20 protein-coding genes and 4 tRNA genes are annotated in these 24,481 nt (G+C 75.0%); 11 read left to right on the forward strand and 13 right to left on the reverse strand.

The window, feature by feature from the left end; all coding sequences use genetic code 11:
- Positions 1–49: 49 nt before the first annotated feature.
- The 3 genes from ACI79Q_RS15330 (at position 50) to phaZ (ending at position 4,016) form a co-directional block, all read left to right on the forward strand.
- Entirely contained in the window at positions 50–1,234 is a 1,185-nt protein-coding gene (locus ACI79Q_RS15330; RefSeq protein WP_456596203.1) for an acyl-CoA dehydrogenase family protein, read from the forward strand.
- A gap of 210 nt (positions 1,235–1,444) precedes the next feature.
- Complete coding sequence (locus ACI79Q_RS15335) at positions 1,445–3,208, forward strand: PHA/PHB synthase family protein (RefSeq protein ID WP_456589985.1); 1,764 nt, start codon at positions 1,445–1,447, stop codon at positions 3,206–3,208.
- Positions 3,192–4,016 carry a poly(3-hydroxyalkanoate) depolymerase gene (phaZ, locus tag ACI79Q_RS15340; RefSeq protein WP_456589986.1) on the forward strand — a complete coding sequence of 275 codons (825 nt, stop codon included), beginning with the start codon at positions 3,192–3,194 and terminating at the stop codon, positions 4,014–4,016. Before ACI79Q_RS15335 ends, phaZ begins: the two co-directional genes overlap by 17 nt.
- A 9-nt stretch (positions 4,017–4,025) precedes the next feature.
- On the opposite strand, the gene betT is transcribed toward phaZ, so the two are convergent.
- The 6 genes from betT to ACI79Q_RS15370 form a co-directional block, all read right to left on the reverse strand.
- Positions 4,026–6,026, reverse strand: a complete 2,001-nt coding sequence (gene betT, locus ACI79Q_RS15345; RefSeq protein WP_456589987.1) for a choline BCCT transporter BetT — start codon at positions 6,024–6,026, stop codon at positions 4,026–4,028.
- A gap of 121 nt (positions 6,027–6,147) precedes the next feature.
- The gene (locus ACI79Q_RS15350; protein WP_456600015.1) at positions 6,148–8,805 is read right to left on the reverse strand and encodes a putative bifunctional diguanylate cyclase/phosphodiesterase; all 2,658 of its coding nucleotides are present in this window, start codon (positions 8,803–8,805) and stop codon (positions 6,148–6,150) included.
- Positions 8,806–9,143: 338 nt separating this feature from the next.
- Entirely contained in the window at positions 9,144–10,025 is an 882-nt protein-coding gene (locus tag ACI79Q_RS15355) for a hypothetical protein (RefSeq protein ID WP_456600014.1), read from the reverse strand.
- A complete protein-coding gene (locus ACI79Q_RS15360; RefSeq protein WP_456614958.1) occupies positions 10,015–10,239 on the reverse strand; it encodes a hypothetical protein in 225 nt (74 codons plus the stop codon). Before ACI79Q_RS15360 ends, ACI79Q_RS15355 begins: the two co-directional genes overlap by 11 nt.
- Before the next feature lie 266 nt (positions 10,240–10,505).
- Positions 10,506–11,072, reverse strand: a complete 567-nt coding sequence (locus ACI79Q_RS15365) for a dienelactone hydrolase family protein (RefSeq protein WP_456614959.1) — start codon at positions 11,070–11,072, stop codon at positions 10,506–10,508.
- Between the two features lie 44 nt (positions 11,073–11,116).
- A tRNA-Lys gene (locus ACI79Q_RS15370) sits at positions 11,117–11,189 on the reverse strand.
- Between the two features lie 312 nt (positions 11,190–11,501).
- On the opposite strand from ACI79Q_RS15370, the gene ACI79Q_RS15375 reads away from it, so the two are divergent.
- Positions 11,502–13,001: a malate:quinone oxidoreductase gene (locus ACI79Q_RS15375; protein ID WP_456614960.1), complete on the forward strand. Its 1,500-nt coding sequence runs from the start codon at positions 11,502–11,504 to the stop codon at positions 12,999–13,001.
- Positions 13,002–13,437: 436 nt separating this feature from the next.
- On the opposite strand, the gene ACI79Q_RS15380 is transcribed toward ACI79Q_RS15375, so the two are convergent.
- Together ACI79Q_RS15380 and ACI79Q_RS15385 are read right to left on the reverse strand one after the other, a co-directional pair.
- Positions 13,438–14,283 carry a hypothetical protein gene (locus tag ACI79Q_RS15380; RefSeq protein ID WP_456614961.1) on the reverse strand — a complete coding sequence of 282 codons (846 nt, stop codon included), beginning with the start codon at positions 14,281–14,283 and terminating at the stop codon, positions 13,438–13,440.
- A gap of 33 nt (positions 14,284–14,316) precedes the next feature.
- On the reverse strand, positions 14,317–15,192 hold the full coding sequence (locus tag ACI79Q_RS15385; RefSeq protein WP_456589999.1) for a Rieske 2Fe-2S domain-containing protein: 876 nt from the start codon (positions 15,190–15,192) through the stop codon (positions 14,317–14,319).
- Positions 15,193–15,383: 191 nt separating this feature from the next.
- On the opposite strand from ACI79Q_RS15385, the gene ACI79Q_RS15390 reads away from it, so the two are divergent.
- From ACI79Q_RS15390 to ACI79Q_RS15415, 6 genes are all read left to right on the forward strand, one after another.
- The gene (locus ACI79Q_RS15390) at positions 15,384–15,899 is read left to right on the forward strand and encodes a GtrA family protein (RefSeq protein WP_456590000.1); all 516 of its coding nucleotides are present in this window, start codon (positions 15,384–15,386) and stop codon (positions 15,897–15,899) included.
- Positions 15,900–15,953: 54 nt separating this feature from the next.
- Entirely contained in the window at positions 15,954–17,591 is a 1,638-nt protein-coding gene (locus ACI79Q_RS15395) for a metallophosphoesterase family protein (RefSeq protein ID WP_456590001.1), read from the forward strand.
- 23 nt (positions 17,592–17,614) lie between these two features.
- A complete protein-coding gene (locus ACI79Q_RS15400; protein ID WP_456590002.1) occupies positions 17,615–17,947 on the forward strand; it encodes a hypothetical protein in 333 nt (110 codons plus the stop codon).
- Positions 17,948–18,043: 96 nt separating this feature from the next.
- Positions 18,044–18,116: transfer RNA gene (locus ACI79Q_RS15405), tRNA-Glu, on the forward strand.
- Between the two features lie 29 nt (positions 18,117–18,145).
- A tRNA-Asp gene (locus ACI79Q_RS15410) sits at positions 18,146–18,219 on the forward strand.
- A gap of 23 nt (positions 18,220–18,242) precedes the next feature.
- A tRNA-Phe gene (locus ACI79Q_RS15415) sits at positions 18,243–18,316 on the forward strand.
- Positions 18,317–18,364: 48 nt separating this feature from the next.
- On the opposite strand, the gene ACI79Q_RS15420 is transcribed toward ACI79Q_RS15415, so the two are convergent.
- Entirely contained in the window at positions 18,365–19,402 is a 1,038-nt protein-coding gene (locus ACI79Q_RS15420; protein ID WP_456614962.1) for a glycosyltransferase, read from the reverse strand.
- Positions 19,403–19,571: 169 nt separating this feature from the next.
- Positions 19,572–20,261: a phosphodiesterase gene (locus ACI79Q_RS15425; protein ID WP_456590004.1), complete on the reverse strand. Its 690-nt coding sequence runs from the start codon at positions 20,259–20,261 to the stop codon at positions 19,572–19,574.
- 218 nt (positions 20,262–20,479) lie between these two features.
- Here ACI79Q_RS15425 and ACI79Q_RS15430 point away from each other — a divergent pair, with 218 nt between their 5' ends.
- Positions 20,480–20,695, forward strand: a complete 216-nt coding sequence (locus ACI79Q_RS15430) for a hypothetical protein (protein ID WP_456590005.1) — start codon at positions 20,480–20,482, stop codon at positions 20,693–20,695.
- A 67-nt stretch (positions 20,696–20,762) separates the two neighbouring features.
- On the opposite strand, the gene mftG is transcribed toward ACI79Q_RS15430, so the two are convergent.
- The 3 genes from mftG to ACI79Q_RS15445 are packed head-to-tail and all read right to left on the reverse strand — an operon-like array spanning position 20,763 to position 24,470.
- Entirely contained in the window at positions 20,763–22,292 is a 1,530-nt protein-coding gene (gene mftG / locus ACI79Q_RS15435; RefSeq protein WP_456614963.1) for a mycofactocin dehydrogenase MftG, read from the reverse strand.
- A complete protein-coding gene (locus tag ACI79Q_RS15440) occupies positions 22,285–23,604 on the reverse strand; it encodes a class I adenylate-forming enzyme family protein (protein ID WP_456614964.1) in 1,320 nt (439 codons plus the stop codon). Before ACI79Q_RS15440 ends, mftG begins: the two co-directional genes overlap by 8 nt.
- Positions 23,601–24,470 (reverse strand): MBL fold metallo-hydrolase, encoded by an 870-nt coding sequence (locus tag ACI79Q_RS15445; protein WP_456600006.1) that lies wholly within the window; start codon positions 24,468–24,470, stop codon positions 23,601–23,603. Before ACI79Q_RS15445 ends, ACI79Q_RS15440 begins: the two co-directional genes overlap by 4 nt.
- Positions 24,471–24,481: the final 11 nt, after the last annotated feature.

The raw sequence follows: 24,481 nt of genomic DNA on the forward strand, positions 1-24,481 counted from the left end.
CCGGGTAGGTGCGGACCACCGTTCCCCGATCCAGGAGGCCCGAGCCCCCATGAGCAGCGAACCGTCGACGATCACCTCCGACTTCTACGACCTCGAGGCGCTGCTCGACGACGACGACCGGGCGCTGCTGCACCGGGTTCGCACCTTCATGGACGAGCAGGTGACGCCGGTCATCAACGAGTACTGGACCCGCGCGGAGTTCCCCCGTCAGCTCATCCCCGCCATGGCCGAGCTGGGCATCGCCGGCGTCTCGCTCCAGGGCTACGGCTGCCCGGGGCGCTCATCCCTGCTCGACGGCATGATTGCGATGGAGCTCTCCAAGGGCGACCCCTCCATCTCGACGTTCATGGGCGTGCACGGCGGCCTGGCCATGGGCTCGATCTACCTCTGCGGCTCAGAGGAGCAGAAGGAGCGCTGGCTCCCGGCGATGGCCCGCATGGAGCTCATCGGCGCGTTCGGGCTGACCGAGCCCGACCACGGCTCCGACGTCGCCCGCGGCCTGCAGACGACGTGCCGCCGGGACGGCGACGAGTGGGTGCTCGACGGCGAGAAGAAGTGGATCGGCAACGCCAGCTTCGCCGACCTGGTCATCATCTGGGCGCGCGACGTGGACACCGAACGCGTGCTGGGCTTCGTCGTCGAGCAGGGGACGCCAGGCTTCACCGCCGTCGACCTCCAGGACAAGATCGCGCTCCGCGCCGTGCAGAACGCGCACATCACCCTGGACGGTGTGCGGGTGCCGGAGGAGAACCGGCTGCAGGAGGCGCACAGCTTCCGGGAGACGGCCAACGTGCTGCGCACCACCCGGGCCGGGGTCGCCTGGTCGGCGGTCGGGTGCTCGCGCGGCGCCTACGAGCACGCGCTGCGCTACGCGCTGGAGCGCGAGCAGTTCGGGCAGCCCATCGTGGAGTTCCAGCTCGTGCAGGACCTGCTGGTGCGGATGCTCGGCAACATCACCGCCTCGGGGGCGATGTGCGCCCGGCTGTCCCAGCTGCAGATGGCGGGCACCATGACCGACGAGCACGCGTCGCTGGCCAAGGCCTTCTGCACGATGCGCATGCGCGAGACCGTGGGCTGGGCCCGCGAGCTCATGGGCGGGAACGGGATCCTGCTGGAGAACCACGTCGGCCGGTACGTCGCCGACGCCGAGGCGATCTACTCCTACGAGGGCACCCGCGAGGTGAACACGCTCATCGTCGGCCGCGGCGTCACGGGGGCCAGCGCGATCGTCTGACGGGCTGCGTGCACGGCCTGCCGGGTACCGAGGGCTGTGGTTGAGTGGTCGGGGTCACACACTGCCCCTCCCCGGGGGGGGGGGGGGGGGGGGGGGGGGGGGGGGGGGGGGGGGGGGGGGGGGGGGGGGGGGGGGGGCGCGGCCCCCCCCCCCCCCCCCCCCCCCCCCCCCCCCCCCCCCCCCCCGGGGAAGCGCACGAAGGGAACCGCCATGGCGCAGCCCGCGACCGAACCGGACCGGACGGCCTCCACACCCACCGCCGGCCGCCCCGAGAGCGACCTCCCCGCCGGGACCCCCGAGCAGGCCGCCGAGGCCGCTACGGGCCTCGACATGGTCCTGGTCGACGCCGCCCGCGGGCCGCTGCGCCGGCTGGTCCCGCCGGCCGGCACCGCGCTGCGCTTCGGCTCGGCGCTGGCCCGCAAGCCGGACGTGGTGGCCCGCCGCGGCGGGGAACTGGCCCGCGAGCTCGGCAAGGTCGTGCTCGGCCGCTCGGAGCTCGCGCCCGGGAAGAAGGACAAGCGGTTCGCCGACCCCGCGTGGAGCGGCAACCCGCTGCTCCGGCGGGCCATGCAGGCGCACCTGGCGACGGCGCGGGTGGCCTGGGAGCTGATCGAGGACGCCGACCTCGACTGGCAGGACGACGAGCGGATCCGGTTCACCGCCACGAACCTGGTCGACGCGCTCGCCCCCAGCAACGTGCCGGTGCTCAACCCGCTGGCCCTCAAGGCGGTCATCGACACCGGCGGCAAGAACGCCGTCGAGGGCGTGCGGCGGATGGTCAAGGACCTGGCGAACCCGCCCCGGGTGCCGTCGATGGTCGAGCCCGACGCCTTCACCGTCGGGGAGGACCTCGCGGTGACGCCGGGGGCCGTGGTGTTCCGCACCGATGTCTTCGAGCTGATCCAGTACCGGCCGACGACGGAGCGGGTGCGCGCGGTGCCGCTGGTGATCGTCCCGCCGACGATCAACAAGTACTACATCACCGACCTGGCGCCTGGCCGCAGCATCGTGGAGCACTACGTGGCCAGCGGCCAGCAGGTCTTCATGATCTCGTGGCGCAACCCCGACGAGCGGCACGCAGACTGGGGCCTGGACGCCTACGGGCAGGCGGTCCTCGACGCGATGGACGCCGTCGAGCGGGTCACCGGGCAGGAGCAGGTGAGCGTCCAGGCGTTCTGCTCCGGCGGCATCATCACCGCGATGGTGCTGGCCCACCTGGCCGCGACCGGCCGGCAGGACCGGGTGCGCGCGGCCAGCTACGCCGTCACCGTCCTCGACTGGGCCCGCGCCGGCACCATCTCCGCCCTCATGGACGAGGACGAGGTGCAGGCCGCCACCGAACGCTCCCGGAAGAAGGGCTACCTCGACGGCGCCCAGCTGGCGGAGGTGTTCGCCTGGCTGCGACCCAACGACCTGATCTGGAACTACTGGGTCAACAACTACCTGCAGGGCAAGCCGCCGCCGAACTTCGACATCCTGTTCTGGAACGCCGACACGACCCGGATGAGCGCGGCCCTGCACCGCGACTTCATCGAGGTGGCACTGGGCAACGCGCTGACCGAGCCCGGCCGGGCCACCATGCTCGGCTCGCCGGTGGACCTGTCGGCGGTCACCGTCGACTCCTACGTCACCGCGGGGATCGCCGACCACCTGTGCCCGTGGCAGGCCTGCTACCGGACCACCCAGCTGCTCGGCGGGGAGAGCCGGTTCATCCTCTCCACCAGCGGCCACATCGCCTCCCTGGTGAACCCGCCGGGCAACCCGAAGTCCACCTTCCAGGTGGCGGGCGCCACGCCACCCGACCCCCAGGAGTGGCTGCGGTCGGCCGAGACGGTGCAGGGCTCCTGGTGGCCGGACTTCATGGCCTGGCTCGGCGAGCGGTCGGGCGAGGAGGTGCCGGCGCCGGCCGAGCTGGGTGGGAACGGCCTCGAGGTGCTCGCCGAGGCCCCGGGCACCTATGTCTTCGACAAGTAGTCGGGAGGTCGTCCGCAGCCTCACCGTCGGGGGCCGGACGCTCCGGACCGCCGTGCGGCCGGGTACCGACGACGCGGTGCCGCCGCTGCTGCTGATGAACGGCATCGGCGCCAGCCTGGAGGTGCTGCAGCCCTTCGTCGACGCGCTGGATCCCCGGCGCACCGTCATCCGGTTCGACGTGCCGGGCGTGGGCGGCTCACCGCCACCCGTCGTCCCCTACCTGCTCTCCACGCTGAGCCCCGTGGTCGCCGGGCTGCTGGACCGGCTGGGCCACCACCGGCCGGTGGACGTCCTCGGGCTGTCCTGGGGCGGAGGGCTGGCCCAGCACTTCGCGGTGCAGCACCGGCGCCGCTGCCGGCGGCTGGTGCTGGCCGCGACGGCGACCGGCTCCCTCATGGTGCCGGCCCGCCCCGCCGTGCTGGCCCGCATGCTGACCCCGCGGCGGCACCGCGACCCGGAGTACGCCCGCGAGATCGCCGGCCTCATCTACGGCGGGACGATGCGCACCGACCCCGAGCGGGCGGCGGCGGCGCTGCACACGCACACCCGGGTCGGCCCGAAGCGCGGCTACTACTACCAGCTCGCCTCGAGCACCGGGTGGAGCAGCCTGCCGTTCCTGCGGCTCATCCGGCAGCCGACGCTGGTGGTGGCGGGGGACGACGACCCGATCATCCCGGTCGTGAACGCCCGGGTGATGGCCCGGCTGATCCCCCGGGCGCAGCTGCACGTCTACCGCGGCGGGCACATCGCGCTGGTCACCGAGGCCGACGAGCTGGCCCCGGTGATCGAGTCGTTCCTCGACGGCTGACCGGGCGGTTCAGCCGCGGGCGGCCGCGGCGGCGACGTGCTGCTCGAAGCGGTCCATCACGTCGTCGATGAGCTGGGCGTGGGTGTAGTTCATGACGTCGTAGCCGCCCGCCCCCGCCGGGCTGCCCGGCTCGACCTGGACGTCGAGCCGGGAGGCACCCGGGTCCGACGACGGCCGGGCGCCGTCCCCGCGGCGCGGCGGGCGGCTGGGCCGGATGCGGTAGCGGAACGGCGCGCCGCCGTCGGCCTGCGCCGTGAGCTCGACGCAGGGCGCGCCGGAGTCGTCGACGGCCCAGTGCATGTCCGACTCGACCTCCCGGGCGCGCAGCTCGGCCGCGGCCTCCGCCAGAGCCGGTCGCGCCGTCTCGTGGAGGTACTGGTCGACCCGCTCACGGCCGGTGGGGACAGGTGCCCGGCGCCGTCGCAGCCGGGCGCGCCGCCGCGCGGCCGGCCGGCCGGAGGGAGCGATCCGGTGGCGGTTGACGGCGCGATCGGCCTCGCTGCGCAGCGCGCGGTGCAGCCCGACCATCACCGCCACCATCACGAAGGCGAAGGGCAGGCCCATGATGATGGTCGCGTTCTGGAGCGCGGGCACGCCGCCGACCAGCAGCATCGCAGCGGTGAGCACGCCGGTCACGACCGCCCAGACGATCCGGACGCCGGCGGCCGCGTCGTCCTGCGGCCGGCGCAGCCGCGAGGACAGGTTCGCCATCACCAGCGCGCCGGAGTCCGCGGACGTCACGTAGAACAGCAGGCCGATGAAGGTCGCGATCGAGGCGATGAACGGAAAGGCCGGGTAGTCCGCCAGGAGGGTGTAGAAGCCCCGCTCCGGGATGTTCATCGCCGTCTCGCCGAACGCCGCATCGCCCTGCCGGATGCGGTCGATGGCGCTGTTCCCGAAGATCGACACCCACATCAGGATGTAGCTGAAGGGCAGCAGCAGCGTCCCGGCCACGAACTGGCGGATCGTCCGGCCCCGCGAGATGCGGGCGAGGAAGAGCCCGACGAAGGACGCCCAGGCGATCCACCACGCCCAGAAGAACAGCGTCCAGCCGTTCAGCCACTCGTCCGGCCGGTCGTAGGCGAAGGTCTCCATGGTGAGGCCGGGGAAGCTGCTCACGAAGTCCCCGACGTTCTGGACCAGCCCGTTGAGCAGGAACGCGGTGTTGCCGGTCACCAGCACGAAGCCGGCCAGCCCCAGGGCGAGGACGACGTTGAGCTGGGAGAGCCGCTTGATGCCCCGGTCGACACCGCTCACCGCGGACACCGTCGCCACGCCCACGGCCAGGGCGATCAACCCCAGCTGCGCGGCCCGGCCCTCGGGGATGCCGAACAGCACCGACAACCCGTAGTTCAGCTGCACCACACCGATGCCCAGCGACGTGGCGACGCCGAAGATCGTGCCGAGGACCGCCGCGACGTCCACGGCGTCGCCCAGCGAGCCGTGCACGCGCCGGCCGAAGATCGGGTACAGCACCGAGCGGATGGCCAGCGGCATGTTCATGCGGTAGGCGAAGTAGGCCAGCGCCATCCCCATCAGCGCGTACATGCCCCAGCCGTTGATGCCGTAGTGGAACAGCGTCCACACGGTCGCCTCGCGGGCGGCCTCCACCGTCTCGCCCTCAACCACCGGCGGGGCCAGGTACTGCGTGACCGGCTCGGCGACGGCGAAGAACATCAGGTCGGTGCCGATGCCGGCGGCGAAGAGCATCGACGCCCAGGCGAAGGTGCTGAACTGCGGGGTGGAGTGCTCGGGGCCGAGCTTGACCTTCCCGTACCGCGAGAAGGCGATGGCCAGGACGAAGACGAGCACGGCGGTGGCGAAGGCGATGTAGAACCAGCCGAACCACTCCGACGTCCAGCCGACCAGGGAGCCGATCGTCTCCGCGGCCGACGTCGGGGTCGCCGTCGCCCAGAGCGCGATCGCGAGGACGCCGGCGACCGAGCCGTAGAAGACGCGCCGTTTGATCCCGGAGCCCGCGTCGGGGGACCGGGTGCCGGGCTCGCTCATGCCCGCTTCCCCCACTCTGTCGCGAGGTGCGCTGCCGACGTCTTCGATGTGCCGCTCACCGGCCGGATGGTGGCACACCCGGCGGCGTGCGGCAGCCGCACGGCAGCCCGGGCCGACGGGCTCAGGTGGTGGGGGCGGCCGTCTCCTCCCGGCGCAGCAGCGCTCCGGCCTCGGCCGCGGGCAGCGGCCGGGACAGCAGGTAGCCCTGCGCCCGGTCGCACGCCTGTGCCCGGAGCCGCGCCATCTGCGCGTCCTCCTCGACCCCCTCGGCGACCACGGTGAGACCGAACGTGTGCGCCGCGCGGATCATCAGGGCGACCAGTTCGAGGTGGGCGGGCTCCCCCGACGCCACGAAGCTGCGGTCGATCTTCAGCGTGTCCACGGGCATGTTCCGCAGCTGCCCGATCGAGGTGTACCCGGTGCCGAAGTCGTCGATGGCGATGCCGACGCCCATGTCCCGCAGCTCGGTCAGGTGGTCGTACGCGGCCGGGTCGTCCACCAGCACCGTCTCGGTGACCTCGAGGACCAGCAGCCGCGCCGGCAGCCCGGAGGTGGCGAGCGCGTCCGCGACGTCGGTGACCACCCGCCGGTCGGCGAGGTGCCGGCCGGAGATGTTCACCGCGATCGTCGGCTCGGGCCGCCCCGGGGCCACCGGGAACTCCTTCCGCCACTGCGCCAGCTGACGGGTCGCCTCCTGCAGCACGAAGCGGTCGATGTCCCCGACGAGGCGGGACCGCTCGGCGACCGGGATGAACTGGTCCGGCGGGACCGGGCCGACGCCCGGCCGGTCCCAGCGGACCAGTGCCTCGTACCCGGTCAGCCGGTCGGACGCCAGGTCCATGACCGGCTGGTAGACCAGGTGCATCTCGCCGCTGGCCAGGCCGTGGCTGATGGCCGCCTCGAGCTCGGCCTGCTCGGTCAGCTGCAGCCGGAGCGTCTCGTCGAAGATCTCCGCCCGGCCCCGGCCGTGCGCCTTGGCCCGGTACGCGGCGGTGTCGGCCTCGGCGAAGAGCACGTCGGCGTCGGTGCCGCCGTCGCGGCTGATCGCCACGCCGACGCTGGCGCCGACGCCGACCGTCAGCGCCCCCACCGGGATCGGCTCGCTGACCGAGGCGATGAGCCGCTCGGCGAGGTCGATCAGGTCGTGCTCGGCGTGCACCGGCTCGACCAGGACGACGAACTCGTCGCCGCCGAGGCGGCAGACGACGTCACCCGGGCGCACGGCCGCCCGGAGCCGGCCCGCCACCGCGCGCAGCACCTCGTCGCCGGCCGCGTGGCCGTGGCCGTCGTTGACGGCCTTGAAGCCGTCCAGGTCGATGAAGAGGAGACCGGTCATCTCCCCGGACCGCCGGCCGCGGTGCAGGGCCGAGGTCACGAGGGTGAGGGCCTGCGCGCGGTTGGGCAGCTCGGTCAGCGGGTCGTGCGTGGCCTGGTGCGCGAGAGCGAACTGCAGCTCCTCGCGCTGGCGCACCGAGGTGACGATCGCCTTGACCGAGGCGTGCACGACCTCGCCGAGCGGGCCGGGCAGGGGCTCGTCGAGGAGCGCGTCGTCGAGGTCGCCGCGGGCCACGGCCTGCGCCTGGTCCTGGATCCGGCGCAGCCCGGCGACGGCCGACCCGAGCGCGGCCGAGACCGTCCGGACCTCCCGCGGCCCGGCGACCTCGACCGCCACCAGCGATCCCTCGCTGATCTCGGTCGCCTGGGCGGCGAGCAGGCGGAGCGCCCCGGTGACGCTGCGGCCGAGGACGAAGGCGCCGAGCAGCGAGGCGACGAGCAGGCCGGCTCCCATCAGCAGGACGAACTGGAGCCGGTCGCCGGCGCGCTCGAGGTCGGCGGCCACGAGCTGCCGGGCCTCGTCGACCGCCGTCCCGACCAGCTCGGCCAGCATCGTGCTGCGGTCCTGGCTCTGGAACAGCACGGTGACCAGGTCGCTGAGCGGCATGGCGGCGCCGCCGTCGTCGGTGAGTCCCTGCGCGAGCAGGCCGTCCAGCTGGGTGACGACGTCGGAGGTGCGGACCTCCTCCCAGGCATCCCGCAGGCCCTGCCCCGAGACAGTGTCCATCCGGCGCTGGGCGTCCAGGTAGTCCAGCCACTGGGTCTCCCAGGCGGTGCGGGAGCCGATCAGCTCGTCGCCGCCCTCGGCCAGCAGGGAGCCGATGAAGAGGGGCATCTGCCGGCCGGCGGCCTGCGCCAGCTGGGCCACGGTCTGGACGTCACGGATGGCCCGCAGCGTGTTCCCGGGCACGCCCTCGGAGGTCGCTGCCGCGGCGGCCGCCGCCTGCGCGTTCATGAGGTCGTTGGAGACGCGCAGGAACCGGAGGTGCAGCGCCTCGATGTCCAGCCGGCCCGCCTGGTCGGCCTGGCGCAACTCCGCCAGGTCATCGGCGGCACGCGCCGCGGCCGCCGCCCCGACGGAGCCCGCCGAGACCCGGGCCAGGGCCTGGTCGGTGACTGCTCGCGCACGAGCCGCCTCGTCGATCGCGGTCTGCCGCTGGGTGCGCAGGAAGAACTCGGGCAGCCCGAGGGCCGCCGCGGCCGCCGGATCGCCGATGACCGACAGCGACAGGACCGGGATCATCTCCTGCTCCACACCGCTGCGCGCGGCATCGAGCAGGGCCAGCGCGCGCACGGCGACCTCGGCACGCTCCGCGCCGGCGACCTCGGCCGCGCGCGCCTGGGCCGCCGCGACGGTGAGGACCCCGACGCCGACCATGGGCAGGAGCACCAGGGCGATCAGGTACCGCCGCAGCGGGAACCCACGCCGTCGCCCGCTATCCACGTCCTGGTGTGTGCGCACGCTGCTCCTATCGGGCCGTGATCCACGGCACTTGAGGTCGGTCCCCACCCGTCCAGGTGAGGTGACACGGGCAGGGGGCACAGGCAGTTCGCAGGCGCTGCCGAGGGAAACCGTCAGACCTGCCGGGGATGCTCACGGCACGCCCCAGTCCCGAGGAGATCCGTGATCGACCTGGCCCCCCGTCCCACCCGCCCGCAGTCCGCGCGCCTGCCGTCGGCCGGCGCCCGCCTACCGGCCCGCTTGCGCCAGCGCGCCGTGCTCGTGGTGCCACCCGTTCCGGGGGCCGACCGCCGGGAGTGACACCGGTCCGCGCCCCCGGGTCAGCGGGCTGGTGCCGTCACCAGGTGGCACCCAGGGGAGCCGAACTCCTCCACCTCGAAGCCCATCAGCCGCAGCACGGTGACGACGGCCGCGGTCATCGACCGCTGCACGGCGGCCTCCATGGCACCGCCACGGGCCTGGTGGACGCTCATCCGGTCGTGCTGACGCCAGGTCACGAGGACCCCGGCCGAGTCCGGGTGCGGGGTCAGGCAGACCCCGCCCACGGCGTGCCCCACGCCTTCCCGGCCGTCGCAGTCGTGCAGGGGCAGCCCGGCCTCGAGCAGCGCGGCGGTGACGTCGACGGCCAGCGTGGTCAGCACGTCGTCGTCGTCGGTCATGAACGGGTCCCAGTCCTCCGGGAGCAGGTCGAGCTGGTCCCCCAGGTCGGCCAGCCAGTCGCGCTCCTCCGCCGACTGCCGCCGGACCACGCCGCCGTCCGCCCGCCGACCGCCGTGGACGACCCGCGTGCGGTCGGTCAGGTCCTCGGCCAGGCGCGCCCACTCGGCGTCGAGCGAGTCCGCGAACGGACCGGCGACCGCCGCACCGTCGTGCTCGTCGACCAGCCACCAGCCGGTCGCCCCCGTGGTGTCGGGGAGGCTCCGGCCGGCCGGGTGGGTGGCCAGGCCGACAGCCGCCCGCTCCGCCCCGGGCTGCCCGGCCGCATCGCCGGAGGACTCGACGCCTGCGGCGTCAGCGGCCGCGCGGGCGGCCGCGCCCTGGCCGGCGGGCTGCGGCGCGTGGACGGTGGCGCGGTGCGCCCGCACCGCGTTGCGCTCGAACTCGTACCGGGCGGTGGAGCTCGCGGCCAGGACGACGACGAGCGCGATCAGCCCGCAGCACCCCAGCAGCGGCCCGGCGATGGCCAGCAGCTCACCAGGCACGCCAGGCCCCCTGCGGCCCCGCGCCCCAGGACGCCGCGCGGTTCGTCCACTCCTGCACCCGGGCCGCCCACCCGGGGTGCGGTGGGCGCACCACCGGTGGCGCGGGGACCGGCTCCTCCACCATCAGCTCCCTGAGCAGGTCCAGACCCGGGTCGTCGAAGACCTCGCGCATGGGGAGGGACGGCGTGCGGACAGGTGATGCGGTGGCGTGCACTGGGGGCTCCTCGCAGGTGGTGCTCCGCGGCTGGGAAGCACCGCGGATGACCCGAAGGCTAGGGACGACGGGCCCCCGCGAAGGCCGCTCGGACCGGTTCCGGGCCTGGCCCGTGTCCGTTTCGTTGCGGATCGGTGCCCGGGCGCGCGGTGACCCCTTCCCCGGGACGCCGACCTGTCGACAAACCACCCGTTCGCGAGCGTGGCGGGGGCCGATGGCCGGGTCGGTCATCCCGCCGCGGACCCGGCGCGCCGGCGTGTCGCGCTCTACTGCAGGCCGGCGAGGAACGCCCGCACGCGCTGCACCAGCAGGGCAGCCGCACCCGGGTCGTGGTCGGGCAGGCTGCGGTCGCTGAACAGGTGCCGGTCGCCCGGGTAGAGGAACAGCTGCGCGCCGTCGATCGCCTCGGCGAGATCGCGCGCGACGTCGACGTCCCCCCACTCATCGGCGTCCATGACGTGGAACTGCACCGGCACGCCCGCGGGCCAGTCGTCGGCGAGCTCGCCGAGTGGGACGGCGGCGTGCATCAGGACCGCGCCGGCGGCCCCCGGACGGGTCTGCGCCAGCAGCTGCGCCGGCATGACCCCGAGGGAGAAACCGGCGTAGACCAGCCGCTCGGGCAGCTCCGCGACGGCCGCGCGGCCGCGCTCCAGCACCGTGCCGAAGCCGATCTCCTGAGCGTGCGCGACGCCGTTCTGGAGGGTGTCGAACGTGCGCCCCCCGTACAGGTCGGGCGTGTGGACGACGTGCCCGTCCGCGCGCAGCTCATCCGCGAACGCGACGACCCCGGGCGTCATCCCCTGCGCGTGGTGGAACAGCACCAGCTCGGCCATGGCGGCACGCTAATCGCCGGGGCTGACGGATGGACGCCCGACGGTGGGCCCCGTGGGGATCGAACCCACAACCCGCGGATTAAAAGTCCGCTGCTCTGCCAGTTGAGCTAGAGGCCCGGGAGCGCGCGACCGATGGGCCGGCGGCACCCGGCGGAAGGCTACCGCCGGTGGCGCACCCGGCCCCGGCGCCGGCACCGTGGCGGCCGGCCGAGCAGCCGCGGAGCAGCGCCGGCGAGGTTCGATCGGGAACTGCCGGGTCGGCCCACGCATCGACCCCGGCGCACCCGGTCATAACCTTGAGGAGCCGCACCCACGAAGCGCGGTGACATACCTCATACGCCCGCGATCGCATGTAGCGGCCGAATCCGGCCGACGATCGTTGAGGAGGCGCTGCGGCGCCGGGCCGAGCACACAGCCAGAGAGGCAGACGTGACTTCCGAGCGCAGCGTTCCCGACAGCGCGAACCCCGACGTCGTACTCGTCGGCGGCGGCATCATGAGCGCGACCCTGGCGCAGCTGTTGCAGGTCGTCGCCCCCGAGTGGAGCGTCGCGGTCTTCGAGTCGGGCAGCGCCGTCGCTTCCGAGAGCTCGGGGCCCTGGAACAACGCCGGCACCGGGCACGCCGCCCTCTGCGAGCTGAACTACACGCCTGCGGGCCCCGACGGCCGGGTCGACCCGAGCAAGGCGATCACGATCAACGAGCAGTTCCAGGTGTCGCGCCAGTTCTGGTCGCACCTGGTCCGCGCCGGCATGACGGGCTCCCCCAAGGAGTTCATCTCGCCCGTTCCGCACCTGAGCTTCGTCACCGGCGAGCAGGGTCGCACCTACATGCGCAACCGGTACGCCGCGCTGAGCGCCCAGCCGCTGTTCACGGGGATGGAGTACACCGAGAGCCCGGCGGAGATGGCCGACTGGCTGCCGCTGATGATGGAGGGGCGCGCCCCGGAGCAGATCGTCGCGGCCACCCGCTCGGTCGCCGGCACCGACGTCAACTTCGGTGCCCTCACCCGCCTGATGCTCGACGACGCCGCCACCCGCGGGGTGAACGTCCACGTCAACCAGCGGGTGGACGCGCTCGAGAAGGAGAGCGACGGCCGCTGGAAGGTGACCGTCCGCGACACCCAGACCGGCGACCGCGTGACGATGCGCGCCGGCTTCGTCTTCGTCGGCGCCGGGGGCGGTGCCCTGCCCCTGCTGCAGAAGGCCGGCATCCCCGAGATCCGCGGCTTCGGCGGCTTCCCGGTCAGCGGCATGTTCCTGCGCTCCCGGTCCCCCGAGCTGGTCGGCCGCCACCAGGCGAAGGTCTACGGCCAGGCGGCCGTCGGCGCCCCGCCGATGTCCGTGCCGCACCTGGACCTGCGGCTGATCGACGGCGAGTACTCGCTGCTGTTCGGGCCCTACGCCGGCTTCTCCCCCAAGTTCCTCAAGGCCGGCTCGATGTTCGACCTGCCGAAGAGCGTCAAGCCGAACAACCTCGGCTCCATGCTCGGCGTGGCCCGCACCGAGATGGCGCTGACCAAGTACCTGATCGGCGAGCTGATGCAGACCCGGTCGGCCCGGCACCGCACCCTGCAGGAGTTCGTGCCCACCGCCGAGCAGGGCGACTGGGACATGGTCACCGCCGGCCAGCGGGTGCAGGTCATCAAGCAGGACCCGAAGTCGGGCAAGGGCGTGCTCCAGTTCGGCACCGAGCTCATCGTCGGCGGGGACGGCAGCATCGCCGGCCTGCTCGGCGCCTCGCCCGGCGCCTCGACCGCCGTCTCGGCGATGCTGACCCTCCTGGAGCGGTGCTTCCCCCAGCGCATCGACGCCTGGCGCCCCCTGCTGCAGACGGCGATCCCGTCCTACGGCCACTCGCTGAACGACGAGCCGGCGCTGCTGGCCCGGGTACGCGCGGAGACCATGCAGACGCTGGAGCTCAACGGCTGATCAGCGGTAGCCCGCTCGACACCACGGCAACGCCCGGGGAACCGGTCCGCGCAGGACGGGTTCCCCGGGCGTCGTCGTCACAGCACGCCCAGCACCAGGAGCAGCAGGAGCGTCAGCAGCGCCGAGATCAGCAGCGAGCCGAGGCAGCCGAGACGGCTGGAGAACAGGAAGAACATCCTCGGGAGTTGCCCGCGCGCCGACGGACCACACCTCCTGTGCAGTGGGTCACCGTGATTCGGTACGGTCCACCCGTTCAGGGGATCGCGGTCGACCCCGGCGGTTACGTACCGTCATCATCGTTCCGGTCGGGGAACGCGACTCCGCGCCCCTGTCCGCCACATCCTCCGCCCCGCGCTCCGGCGCCGGGCGGGCACGACCCCGGCCCGGCTGACCCGTTCCCCCCGGGGCAGCCGGGCCGGCTTCTTCCCCCACCGCCTCAGCCGCGCCGGCACACCTGCCGGACCAGCTCGACCAGGGCGGCACGCAGCTCCTCGTCGACGGGGAGGTCGACCACCAGCTCCGGTCGTCCGCCGATCCGCACCCCGACGGGGAAGAGGTGCGGCTGCTTGGCCTCGGCCAGCACGTGCGCGTCGCACGTGGCCACGGTGAAGGTGAGCGACCCTTCCGCAGCGCCGGTCCCCGCGGGCAGCTCCAGCGGCACCTCCGCCGCGACGTCGAACTGGACGTTGCCGCCCACCCGCTCCACGAGGATCCGCGCGTCGGGCCCCCGCCGGGCCAGCGTCAGCCGGGCGGTGAGCCGGTCCGGCCCGGCCCGCGGCCCGCTCACCCCGAGCTCCACCGCGTCGGCCACCGCACGGGCCCCGCACTCCTCGCCGTGGACGCGGTCGAGCGCCTCCCCCTCCAGCGCCACCCGCACGTGTTCCACCGTGCCGTCGGGCCGCAGCAGCGTCAGCCGGGCGGTCGCGGGCCCGTCACCGGCCGGGCACACCGCCTCGCCGTAGGGCGTCGGCAGGTCGACGACGCGCCCGGGCACGAACTCGGTGGCCACCTCGGTCGGCGGCAGCAGCGCGAAGCCGGGCGCGTCCAGCGCCACCGCGGTCACCGTGTACGGCGCGCCGCCGGTGTGGGTGACCCGCACCTGGATCCGCCCGCCGACGGCCTCGTCGGTGCGCAGGCGGACCGCCTCGGCGGCGACGCCGGGCACCGCCGGCACCAGCGGAGCCGCGGCGGTCGACGGCGGGGGATCCGCCTGCCCTCCGGCCGGTTGCGTGCCGCAGGCCGCGGCCAGCAGCACCGCCAGACCCACGGCCGTGCGCCTCATGGCGCCGCAGCGTAGAGCGGCGCCACCCCCGCGTCAGCGGTGCCGGCTCGGCACCCGGGCCATGACCCGGCCGGCGTCCATGCGCACCTCGAGCTTCTCCTGCGGGTTGGCCGCCGGCCCGCGGCGCGGCTCCCCGCTGTCGAGGTCGAACGCGGAGCCGTGCCACGGGCACACCAGGCACTCGCTGCCGCGCACCGTCTCCACCGCGCCCTCGTCCAGCGGGCCGGACAGGTGGGAGCAGGCCCCGACGAAGACGTCGACCCGCGCGCCGCGGCGGACGACGGCCAGCGGCACCGACATGCTGCCGCCCTTCCCGGTGCGCAGCGTCGGCCGCCCCTCGGGCAGGTCGTCGAGCGGTCCGAGGTCGACCCAGTCGGTGGTCAGTGCCCGGACAGCGGTGGCCGCGTGCGAGGCGCCCGAGGACTGCGCGTAGGACATGTGCCCGCCGATCGCCGCCGAGCTCCCCGCGAGGCCCAGGCCCGCGTACGCCAGCGCCCGGCCCAGTGCGCCCCTGCCCTGGGACCGGGCCACCAGCGAGCCGGCGTAGAGGCCCAGCGCGGCGGTGTTCATCAGCGCGTGCAGGGCGCCGAGCCGACGGACGCCGGCGCCCTGCTCCGACCAGTCCGCCGCTCCCGACAGGGCCGCCGGCACCGCCGCGGCCACCCCCGTGCCGATCAGCACGGTGGCGGCCGGCCGCAGCGGGGGCACGGCGTCCAGCAGTCCGGCCGACACCCAGCTGCCCACTGGCACCTGCACCAGCACCGGGTGCAGCGGATGCCCCAGCCAGGTCCCGTGCAGGACGTCCTTGACCGCGCTCGGCATGCCGAGGACGGCGCGCCGTGCGGGCTCGATGGCCTTGTCGAACGCCGACACGTCCGCGATGCGGTCCAGGAAGCCCATGAGACTCATGGCCGCCCCCTACCCGCGCGGACCCGGCCCGACGCACGGCGCCTCGACGACTGCACCGAGGTGCTCACAGGTGACCGTGAGCAAGGACACGGGTGAGTGCCAGTGACGCCAGGCATGTTCAGAGGTGACAGGGGTTCTGCCGAAGAGAATCCTTGACCTGTTCACCTGCGACCGACCGGAGGCCCTCCCCCGTGACCTGCCCGTCCCTGCTCCGCCGCGGCCACGCCGCCGACGCCGTCGGCGACCTGCCGCACGCGACGGCGCAGGGCCCGCCCGGGGACGCCACCTCGGCGCAGTTCCTGCGCGGGGACGCCACCTCGGCGCAGTTCCTGCGCTTCGTGCTGGTCGGCGCGGTCACCACCGTCGTCTACGCGGCGCTGTTCGTGGCGGGGCACGGCTGGGGCTACCTGCCGGCCCACCTCGTGGCGACGGCGGTCTCCACGGTGCTGGCCAACGAACTGCACCGCCGGCGCACGTTCCACGCCGACCAGCGGGTGCACTGGTTCACCGCCCAGTGGGAGGCCGGCGGCGTCACCGTCCTGGGCCTGCTCGCGACCAGCACCGCCCTGGGGCTGCTGGACGCCCTCACCGACGGCACCCACCCCCTGCTGCAGATCGCCACGGTCGCCGGCGTGACGGCCTTCATCGGCCTCATGCGGTTCCTCGCGCTGCGCTGGATCTTCCGCCCCGCACCCACCCGGATCTGAGCGCCTCGCCGCGCCGATCGGAACGACGACCCGGACGTCGCTAGCGTGGTCCACGTGAGCGAGCCCACCGCGTCGACGTCCCCCTGGCCCGGCCGGGCCCGGGTGGCCGGTCGATGGGCCGGCCGCGTGGCCATCGCGCTCGTCGGTGCCGTCATCGCGGTCCTGCTGTTCGCGCGGGTCTCCGCGCCCATCGGGCCGTTCGACGCCACGCTCGCCTTCCGCCCCGCCTCCGGCGGTGCGGAGGTCGCCGTCCCGCCGCTGGGCTCCCTGGCGGTCGACGCCTACGACGGGCCGCTCCGGCTGGACATCTCGCTGCAACGGGTCGACCAGGCCCGCGCGGAGGCGCTGGCGACCGACCCGGTGCGGCTGGCCGGCGTCGTCGACCGGGTGACCGAGGACCTGCAGTCCGCCGTCGTCCGGCTGGTCTGGGTGACCGTGCTGGTGGCGCTCGCCGGAGCCGCGCTCACCTCCTGGGTCGTGCTGCGCCGCCGCCGCGAGCCGCTCATCGCCGTCGGTATCACCGCGGCGCTGCTGGCCGGCACGGGCGCGCTGGGCGCCGCGACGTGGCGCCCCGAGGCGCTGTCGCAGCCGACGTACACCGGACTGCTGGTGAACGCCAACAGCCTGATCGGCAACGCCCAGGACATCGTCGCCCGGTTCGATGCCTACCGGGCGTCCCTCGAGGACCTGGTGGCCAACGTGGGCACGCTCTACGCGACGTTGTCCGCGCTGCCCTCGCCGAGCGGCACCGGCGACTCCGTGGCCCTCCTGCACGTGTCCGACATCCACCTCAACCCGGCCGGCTTCGACCTGGTGCGGCAGGTGGCGCAGCGCTTCGAGATCGACGGCATCCTCGACACCGGCGACATCACCGACTGGGGCAGCGAGCCCGAGAACCGGCTGATCACCGCGGTGGGCGACCTCGGCGTGCCCTACGTCTACATCCGCGGCAACCACGACTCGGCCACCACGGCGAGCATCCTCGCCGCCCAGCCCAACGTCACCGTCCTGGACGACTCGGACGTGAGCGTCGCCGGCATCCGGATCGTCGGCGCCCCTGATCCCCGGTTCACCCCGGACAAGAGCACCGGCGACGACGACGCGGGCGCCGACGTCCTCGAGCGGTCCGGCGAGGAGCTGGCGGACTACACCCGGACGCTGGCCGAGGACCCGGCCATCGCGATGGTGCACGACCCGAAGCAGGCGCCGCCGCTGGACGGCCTCGTGCCGCTGGTGCTGGCCGGGCACACGCACAACCGGGTGGTCGAGGAGCTCTCCGACGGAACCCTGCTGATGGTGCAGGGCTCGACCGGCGGCGCCGGCCTGCGAGCGCTCGAGGGCGAGTACCCGGAACCACTCACCTGCACCGTGCTCTACCTCGACCCGGCCACCGGCGCGCTGCAGGCCTACGACGACATCACCCTCGGTGGGCTGGGCTCCACGGAGGTGACGGTGGAGCGCACCATCGTCGCGGAGAGCCCGCCGGCCGACGAGGCCCAGCTGCCCGCCGGCGGGGTGGCGCCCCCTGCCGTCGGCGGGGTGGAGCCGCCTGCCGTCGGCGGGGTGGAGCCCCCGGTGGTCGGCGAGGTGGAACCCCCCGACGCGGGTGTGGAGCCGGGGCCGGGCGGCGGCGTGGTCGTGCCCCCCGGGCCGGGCGGCGCCCCGCTCGCGCCGACCTCCCCGCCGGGATGACCGCCGGGTCCTACGCTCGCGACATGACGTCGACGACCCGCATCACCCGGTTGGCCGCTGGGGTGCTGGCCGGCGGCCTCTCCCTCGCGGCGCTCAGCGGCTGCACCCTCTCGTCCCAGAACGTCTCGTGCTCCGGGGGAACCTGCACGGTGACCCTCTCCGGCGACGGCGCGGAAGCCGAGATCCTCGGCACCACGCTGGCGTTCGACAGCGTGCAGGACGGTCGCGCCACGCTGACCGTCGGCGGGACCACCGTGTCCTGCGCCGAGGGCGAGAGCGTCTCCGCCGGCCCTCTGGAGCTCGCCTGCTCCAGCGTCACCGACGACTCGGTGGAGCTGCGGGCCACCCTCGGCTGAGACGGGTCGTCCGGCGCGCCGCCCCCTCTCGGGGGACCCCGCCTCGGGCGGGGCCCGGGAGCCATGTATTGTTCTCGCTGCCCCCGGCGAACACGAGCCCCCATCGTCTAGCGGTCCAGGACGCCGCCCTTTCAAGGCGGTAGCACGGGTTCGAACCCCGTTGGGGGCACGCAGCACCAGCACCAGCACCACCAGCAAGGCCCTGTAGCGCAGTTGGTTAGCGCGCCGCCCTGTCACGGCGGAGGTCGCGGGTTCGAGTCCCGTCAGGGTCGCTCTCCGGTGAGGTCACCGGAAGGGGCAGGTAGCTCAGTCGGTACGAGCGCTCGCCTGAAAAGCGAGAGGTCGGCGGTTCGACCCCGCCCCTGCCCACACTCTCCTCATCGCACGGGCCCGGCAGTCGCCGGGCCCGTCGTCATCTCACGCCCAGCTGCGGTCGGCCACCACCTGGGCGTAGACCTCCCCGTGCACCTCGCGCACGGCGGCGCGCTGGTCCTCCCGCCAGCTCCGGTCGGCGGGCCGCGGCATGGGCCGGGTGAGCGCCGCGCCGATCGCGGCGGTCAGCGACACCGGGTCCAGGCCCGTGAACTCGTCGTTGGTGTAGGGCACGACGTCCGACCACTGGTCGGCGAACCACCCGCAGCTCGGCGCCACCACCCGGGTGCCGACGTCCCGGCAGATCTCGACGTCGGCCGAGTGCGTGCCGCACCGCTCGGGCAGCACCGCGGCGTGCAGCTGCTGCAGCTGGGCGGTCCATCCACCGTCGCCGACCAGGACGAGCTCCACCTCTCCCTCGTCGGCGAGGGCGACGATCTCGGGATCCAGGGCCGGCGCCTCCGCCTCGTCGACGAGAACCCGCAGCCGGCCACCGCCCGACAGCGCGCCCGAGAGAGCCGCGCGGACGATCCCCACGGGGTCGGGGATCGTGCTGGACGCCGGCCCCACCCGCACGCCGACCAGCCCCCGCTCGGCGCCCAGCTCGGGGTCGGGGACGGCGATGGACGGGTGGGCCACGACGATCGCCGTGCGCCCGTACCGCTCGGCGATCTCGTCGGCCGCCCCGGGGGTGAGGGTGAGCACGACCTCCGCCGTCGCGAGCACCGCCGCGAGGTGGTCGTCGGTCTCCGCGGGCGCGGGGCGCTGCGGGTCGCGCAGCTGGTGGACCGTGACGACGAGCGGGATACCGAGCCGCTGCAGCTCCTCGGCCCACGCCTCCAGCTCGGTCGCGCCCAGGTACCCGTGGACGGCGTGCAGGTGGACGACGTCGACCTCGTCCGCGTGGACCGCCAGGTGGGCGAGGTCCAGCCACGGGCTGGGGACGACGTGGTCGCCGACCCGGATCGACCCGTCGGGGAGCACGGCGTCCACGTAGGGGTCGGTGTGCGGGATGGACACCACCCGGATGCCTGCCCCCGGCGTCGGGGGCAGCCCCGGGAGCGGGGGTTCTGCGTGCGTCACGCGCGGGTGCATCTCCTCGTGCGGTCGAGCTTCACGACAGCACGACGGTGCCGCTCGACGTCCTCAGCGCCCGGCGACGTCCATGCGCCCGGTCCGGTTCTGCATACCCCACGCGGCCCCCGGGCAATCGGTGATCAACTCCATCGGGTGAGTTGGCATCTCCGGCGCGTCACGAACCGGTGCGGCCGATCCAGCGCGCCGTGGCGTACGCCGGCTCGCGGAAGCGGGCGAGCGGGCCGTCGGCGGCCAGCCCCGGCGGCGGGTTCCGCACCGCGTCGAAGCGCAGGTCGGTGTCCAGCGAGCCGTGCCGACCGGTGGCCCGCAGCGTGGCGAAGGGGCGCCACTCCTCCAGGCCGCGGGCGGCCGCCAGGGTGAAGACGACGTCGCCCGACACGGCGGCCGCGGCCAGCGGCGCGGGGTCGGTGGGCAGGGAGGATGCCTGCGGGAGGGCGGCCAGCCGCACCGGCCCGACGGCCGAGCGGTAGGCCATGATCGAGCCGTAGGTCGCCGCCGCGTCCGCCCGCGGCACCGGCACCAGCCGCGTCAGGCGGCCGCGCCCGATGGTCGAGAGCAGCAGGTCGACCGGGGAGCCGTCCGCACCGGTCAACCGGATCGTCAGCCCCAGGACGTCGGGCAGCGGGGCCGGGAGCCCGGCGCCGCGCGACATCCGGATGACGACGTCGTCGGTACCGGCGCCGTCGAGCCACGGGACCCCGAACGGCGGTCGCGCGCCCTGCCGGTCCAGCACACCGGCCAGCACCGCCCCGCGCGGGTGCATGGGGCGGCCACGCCGCCAGCGCGCCACGGCGCCGAGCGGCACCGCCACCACCTGCCCCGCAGCTGCCACCAGATCAGGCACACGTCCTCCGTTCGACCGACGGCGCCTGCCCTACCCGCCGTCGACCGTCGGGCAACCGGCCACGGCAGAGCGACCAGTGCGGCGGCACCCCTCGGCGAAGGGTGCTGGGGCGGCTGGGGCGCGACGGGAGAACGCGGGTGAACTCTGCGCACGTCGCAGCCGATCTTCGGGGAGTTCTGCCCGGTGACAGCACAGCACCAACCGCCTACGTTGTGTACATGCTCTCCACGCTCCTGACCCTCGGCGGTGTACTGGTCGGCCTGCTCGTGCTCCTGGCCGCGATCGTGAGCCTGAGCGCCCGTCCGGCCACCACCAGCCGCGGGCCGCAGAGCGGGCCCCGCACCCCGGCCTGGACGTCCGACGTCGGACGGCCGCACCCCGACGCCTGGTCGGCCCCGACCACCACCACCAGCGAGATGTCCGCCATCCGCTGACCCGGAGCCCGGGTCCCGGCGGCCGCGCCTCTCGCGCCGCCGGGACCCGCGCCGACGGCCGCGTGGCTCAGCTCCCGGCCATCAGCTCTGCGGCGCGTTCCCCGACCAGCACGGCGGTGGCAGCCGGTCCGCGGCTGGGCACCTGCGGCAGCACCGACGTGTCGGCCACCCGGAGCCCCTCGACCCCGCGGACCCGCAGCCGCTGGTCGACCACGGCTCCCGGATCGCTCTCCGGCCCCATGCGCGCGGTCCCGGACAGGTGGACGGCGGTGGTCAGGCGGGCACGAATCCAGGCGTCCAGCGCGACGTCGTGGGCCAGCACCGCGCCGGTCGGCTCGTCGGTCGGCACACCCACCGCGGCCAGCGCGCGGGTCCGCAGCAGCTCCGCCGCCATCCGCACCCCGTCCCGCATCCGACGGCGGTCCGGCTCCTGCGCCAGGTGCCCGTACTCCACGACCGGGAGGGCGGCCGGGTCCCGCGGGTCGAGGACCAGCCGCCCGCGGCCGACCGTCCGCTGGAGCCCCACCCCGAGCTCGACCACCTCGCCCTCGGGTGCGGCGTGGCCCGTCATCACCTGCGCGAACGGGGCCAGCCAGGGCAGCAGCTCCAGGTCGCCCGGCACCTCGGCGCCGGGCGAGGTCCCGTGCAGGACGCCGTGCAGCGGGGACCGGCCAGGCGGGGCCGTGGTGCCCGGCACGGGGCGGAAGGGCAGGTAGACCAGCGGGTGGTCCGAGCACTGCTGCCCCACCCCCGGGGCGTCGACCAGCAGCTCGATCCCGGCGGCCCGCAGCACGGACGGGGGACCGATCCCCGAGAGCAGCAGCAGGTGCGCCGAGCCCACCGCCCCCGCGGCCAGTACCACCTCCTCGGCGCGCACCTCGCCGCCGGTCGTGCGCACGCCCACCGCGTGGCCGTGCTCGACCAGCACCCGCAGCACCTGGACGCCGCCGCGCACGGTGAGGCCGGGGTGCCCGCGGCGCGGGGCCAGGTAGGCCGCCGCGGTGCTGATCCGGACGCCGTCGACGACGTTGCGCGGCAACGGGCCGTAGCCGGGCGCGCCACCGGCGTTCTTGTCCGGCTCGGCCGGGACCCCCAGCTCCTCGGCCGCGGCGGCGAACGCCTCGGCGAGGGGCGGGGCGCTCCGCGGGCGCGTCACCGGCACCGGCCCGTCGGCCCCGTGGCCGGGGCGGTCGCCGAAGTCGCGGTCGTTCTCCAGCCGCACCAGCGCGGGCAGCAGCCGGTCCCACGACCACAGGTCGTTCCCCGCCGCGGCCCAGCCGGCGGCGTCCGCGGGCGTGGGGCGCACGAAGTAGCCGGCGTTCACCGCGCTGGAGCCGCCGGACACCCGGCCGCGGGGCACTCGCACGGTCCGCCCCCCGGGCAGCAGCCCGGGCAGGTCCCAGTTCGCCGGGTGCCCGCTCACCGCGGCGCGCAGGGTGCCGGCGTCGCGGAGCTCGGGCGGGACGCGCGCGGGGTCGGGGTGGTGCGCCCCCGCCTCGAGCAGCAGCACCCGCCGGCCGGCGTCGGCCAGTCGGGCGGCCAGCGGGCACCCGGCCGTGCCCGCGCCGACGACGACGACGTCCCAGTGCTCAGCCACCGGCCAGGCCGAGCACCCCGGGCAGGTCCAGCCGGCGCACCTTGCCGGTCGAGGTGCGGGGCAGGTCGGCCAGCGCGTGCAGCGACTTGGGGCGCTTGGCCGGCGCCAGCCGCTCCCGGGCCCAGGCGGCCAGCGCGCCGGCGTCCGCGTCGCCGACGTAGGCGGCCACCACCCGCTGCCCCCACTCGGGGTCGGGGATGCCGAACACCGCGCTCTCCACGACACCGGGATGGGCGTCGAGGACCGCCTCCACCTCCGCCGGGTAGACGTTCACCCCACCGGAGATGACCAGGTCCTCCCGCCGGCCGTCCAGCCAGACGGTGCCGTCGTCGTCGACCCGGCCCAGGTCGCCGACGGTGACCCGCTCCCCCCGCCACGCCGCGGCCGTCTTCTCGGGCGCCCGCCAGTACTCGAAACGGGCCCAGCGGGGCACCGCGCACCAGAGCTGGCCGCGCTCGTCGGTCTCCAGCCGCCGCCCCGGACGGGCCCGCCCCACGCTGCCGGGGTGGGCCAGCCAGTCCTCGGGCGAGCAGACGGTGAACTGCGCCTCGGTGGACCCGTAGAACTCCCACACGCTGCCCTCCGGCAGCGCCGCGAGGACCGCGCGCTTGAGCGGCTCGGGGCACGGCGCGCCGGCGTGCACCAGCCGGCGGAACGAGGACCAGTCGACGTCGTCCCGGGCGAGCAGCCGCTGCAGGTGGGTGGGGACGCAGAACGCCGTCGTCGGCCGGTGGGTGGAGATCACCCGGGCGGCGCGGGCGGCGTCGAAGGGGCCGGGCAGCAGCACCTCACCGCCGGCCAGCAGCGTGTGGACGGCGAACCGCAGCGGCGCGCTGTGGTGCAGCGGCGAGAGGACGACGTGCCGGTCCCCCGGCCCGAAGCCCCACAGCTCGATCTCCTCACCGGCCAGGGCGCGGGCGTCGTCGGCGCCCAGGACGCCGGACCACACGCCCTTGCGCCGGCCGGTGGTGCCGGAGGTGTAGTGCATGGGCCGCGCCAGGGGCACCGGGGCCAGTGCCGCCTCCGCGTCGCCGAGCAGACGCGCCGGGTCGGTCCCGGCGTCCAGCGCGGGGTCGGCGTCGGCGGCCAGCGCCGCGCGCTCCTCGGCCGGCAGCGCCGGGTCGAGCACCACGGGGACGACGCCGGTGCGCAGTGCGCCGAGGACGACGGCGAGCAGCGCCGGCGAGGCGACCGCGGACACGAGCACGCGGTCGCCCTCCCGCACCCCGGCGGCAGCGAGCCCGGCTGCGGCGCGCCGCTGGTCGCGCTCGCCGGCGTCGGCGGTGACCACGGCGACCCCCGCCTCGGTCATGCCGGCCGCACCCCGTCCCCGCCGACGAGCTCGACCCGGCCGTCGGCGGCGAGCTTGGCCAGGGTGGCCCGGGTCGACTGCGCCGCGGCCGGCCACACCTCGCGGGGCACGTCGGCGTAGACCGCCGCCACGAGCTCGTCGACGCTGCGGGCGCCACCGGCCAGCGCGTCGAGCAGTTGCTGCTCGCGGTGCGCCCGGTGCGCCAGGTAGTACTCGAGGACCGCACCGGGATCGGTGGTCAGCTCCGGGCCGTGGCCGCAGTAGAGGGCGCTGGGCCCCAGGTCGTGCACCCGCCGCAACGACTCCAGGTACGCCACCACGTCGCCCTCGGGGTGGGTGACGACCGAGGTGCCCCGCCCCAGGACGTGGTCGCCCACCAGGACCGCCCCGGACTCCAGGCGGAACGCCAGGTGGTCGGCGGTGTGGCCGGGCGTGCCGACGACGTCGATCACCGTCCCGGCCAGGGACAGCCGTTCCCCCGGTTCGAGCACCCGTCCGGCGGGACCCGCGACGTCCCCCGACGCCGCCGCGACGGGAGCGCCGAGACGGGCCCCCCACGGCAGCGCCGCCTCGGCGTGGTCCCCGTGGTGGTGGGTGACCAGGACGGCGACGCAGCGCGCCTGCCGTGCGGCGAGCGCGGCCTCGACGGCGGCCAGGTGCGCGGCGTCGTCCGGACCCGGGTCGACCAGCACCGCCTGGCCGCTGCCCGGGGCGCCCACCACGTAGGTGTTCGTGCCGTCGAGGGTCATCGGCGAGGGGTTGGGCGCCAGCACCCTGGTGACCAGCGGCTCCAGCTCGGCGGTGCGCGGCAGTGCGCCGGGTGCGGGGAGCCCCCACGAGGTGCGGGGGTCGGTCGGGAGGGCCACCCCCGGCACGC

This window comes from Blastococcus sp. SYSU DS0828 (assembly GCF_054050975.1).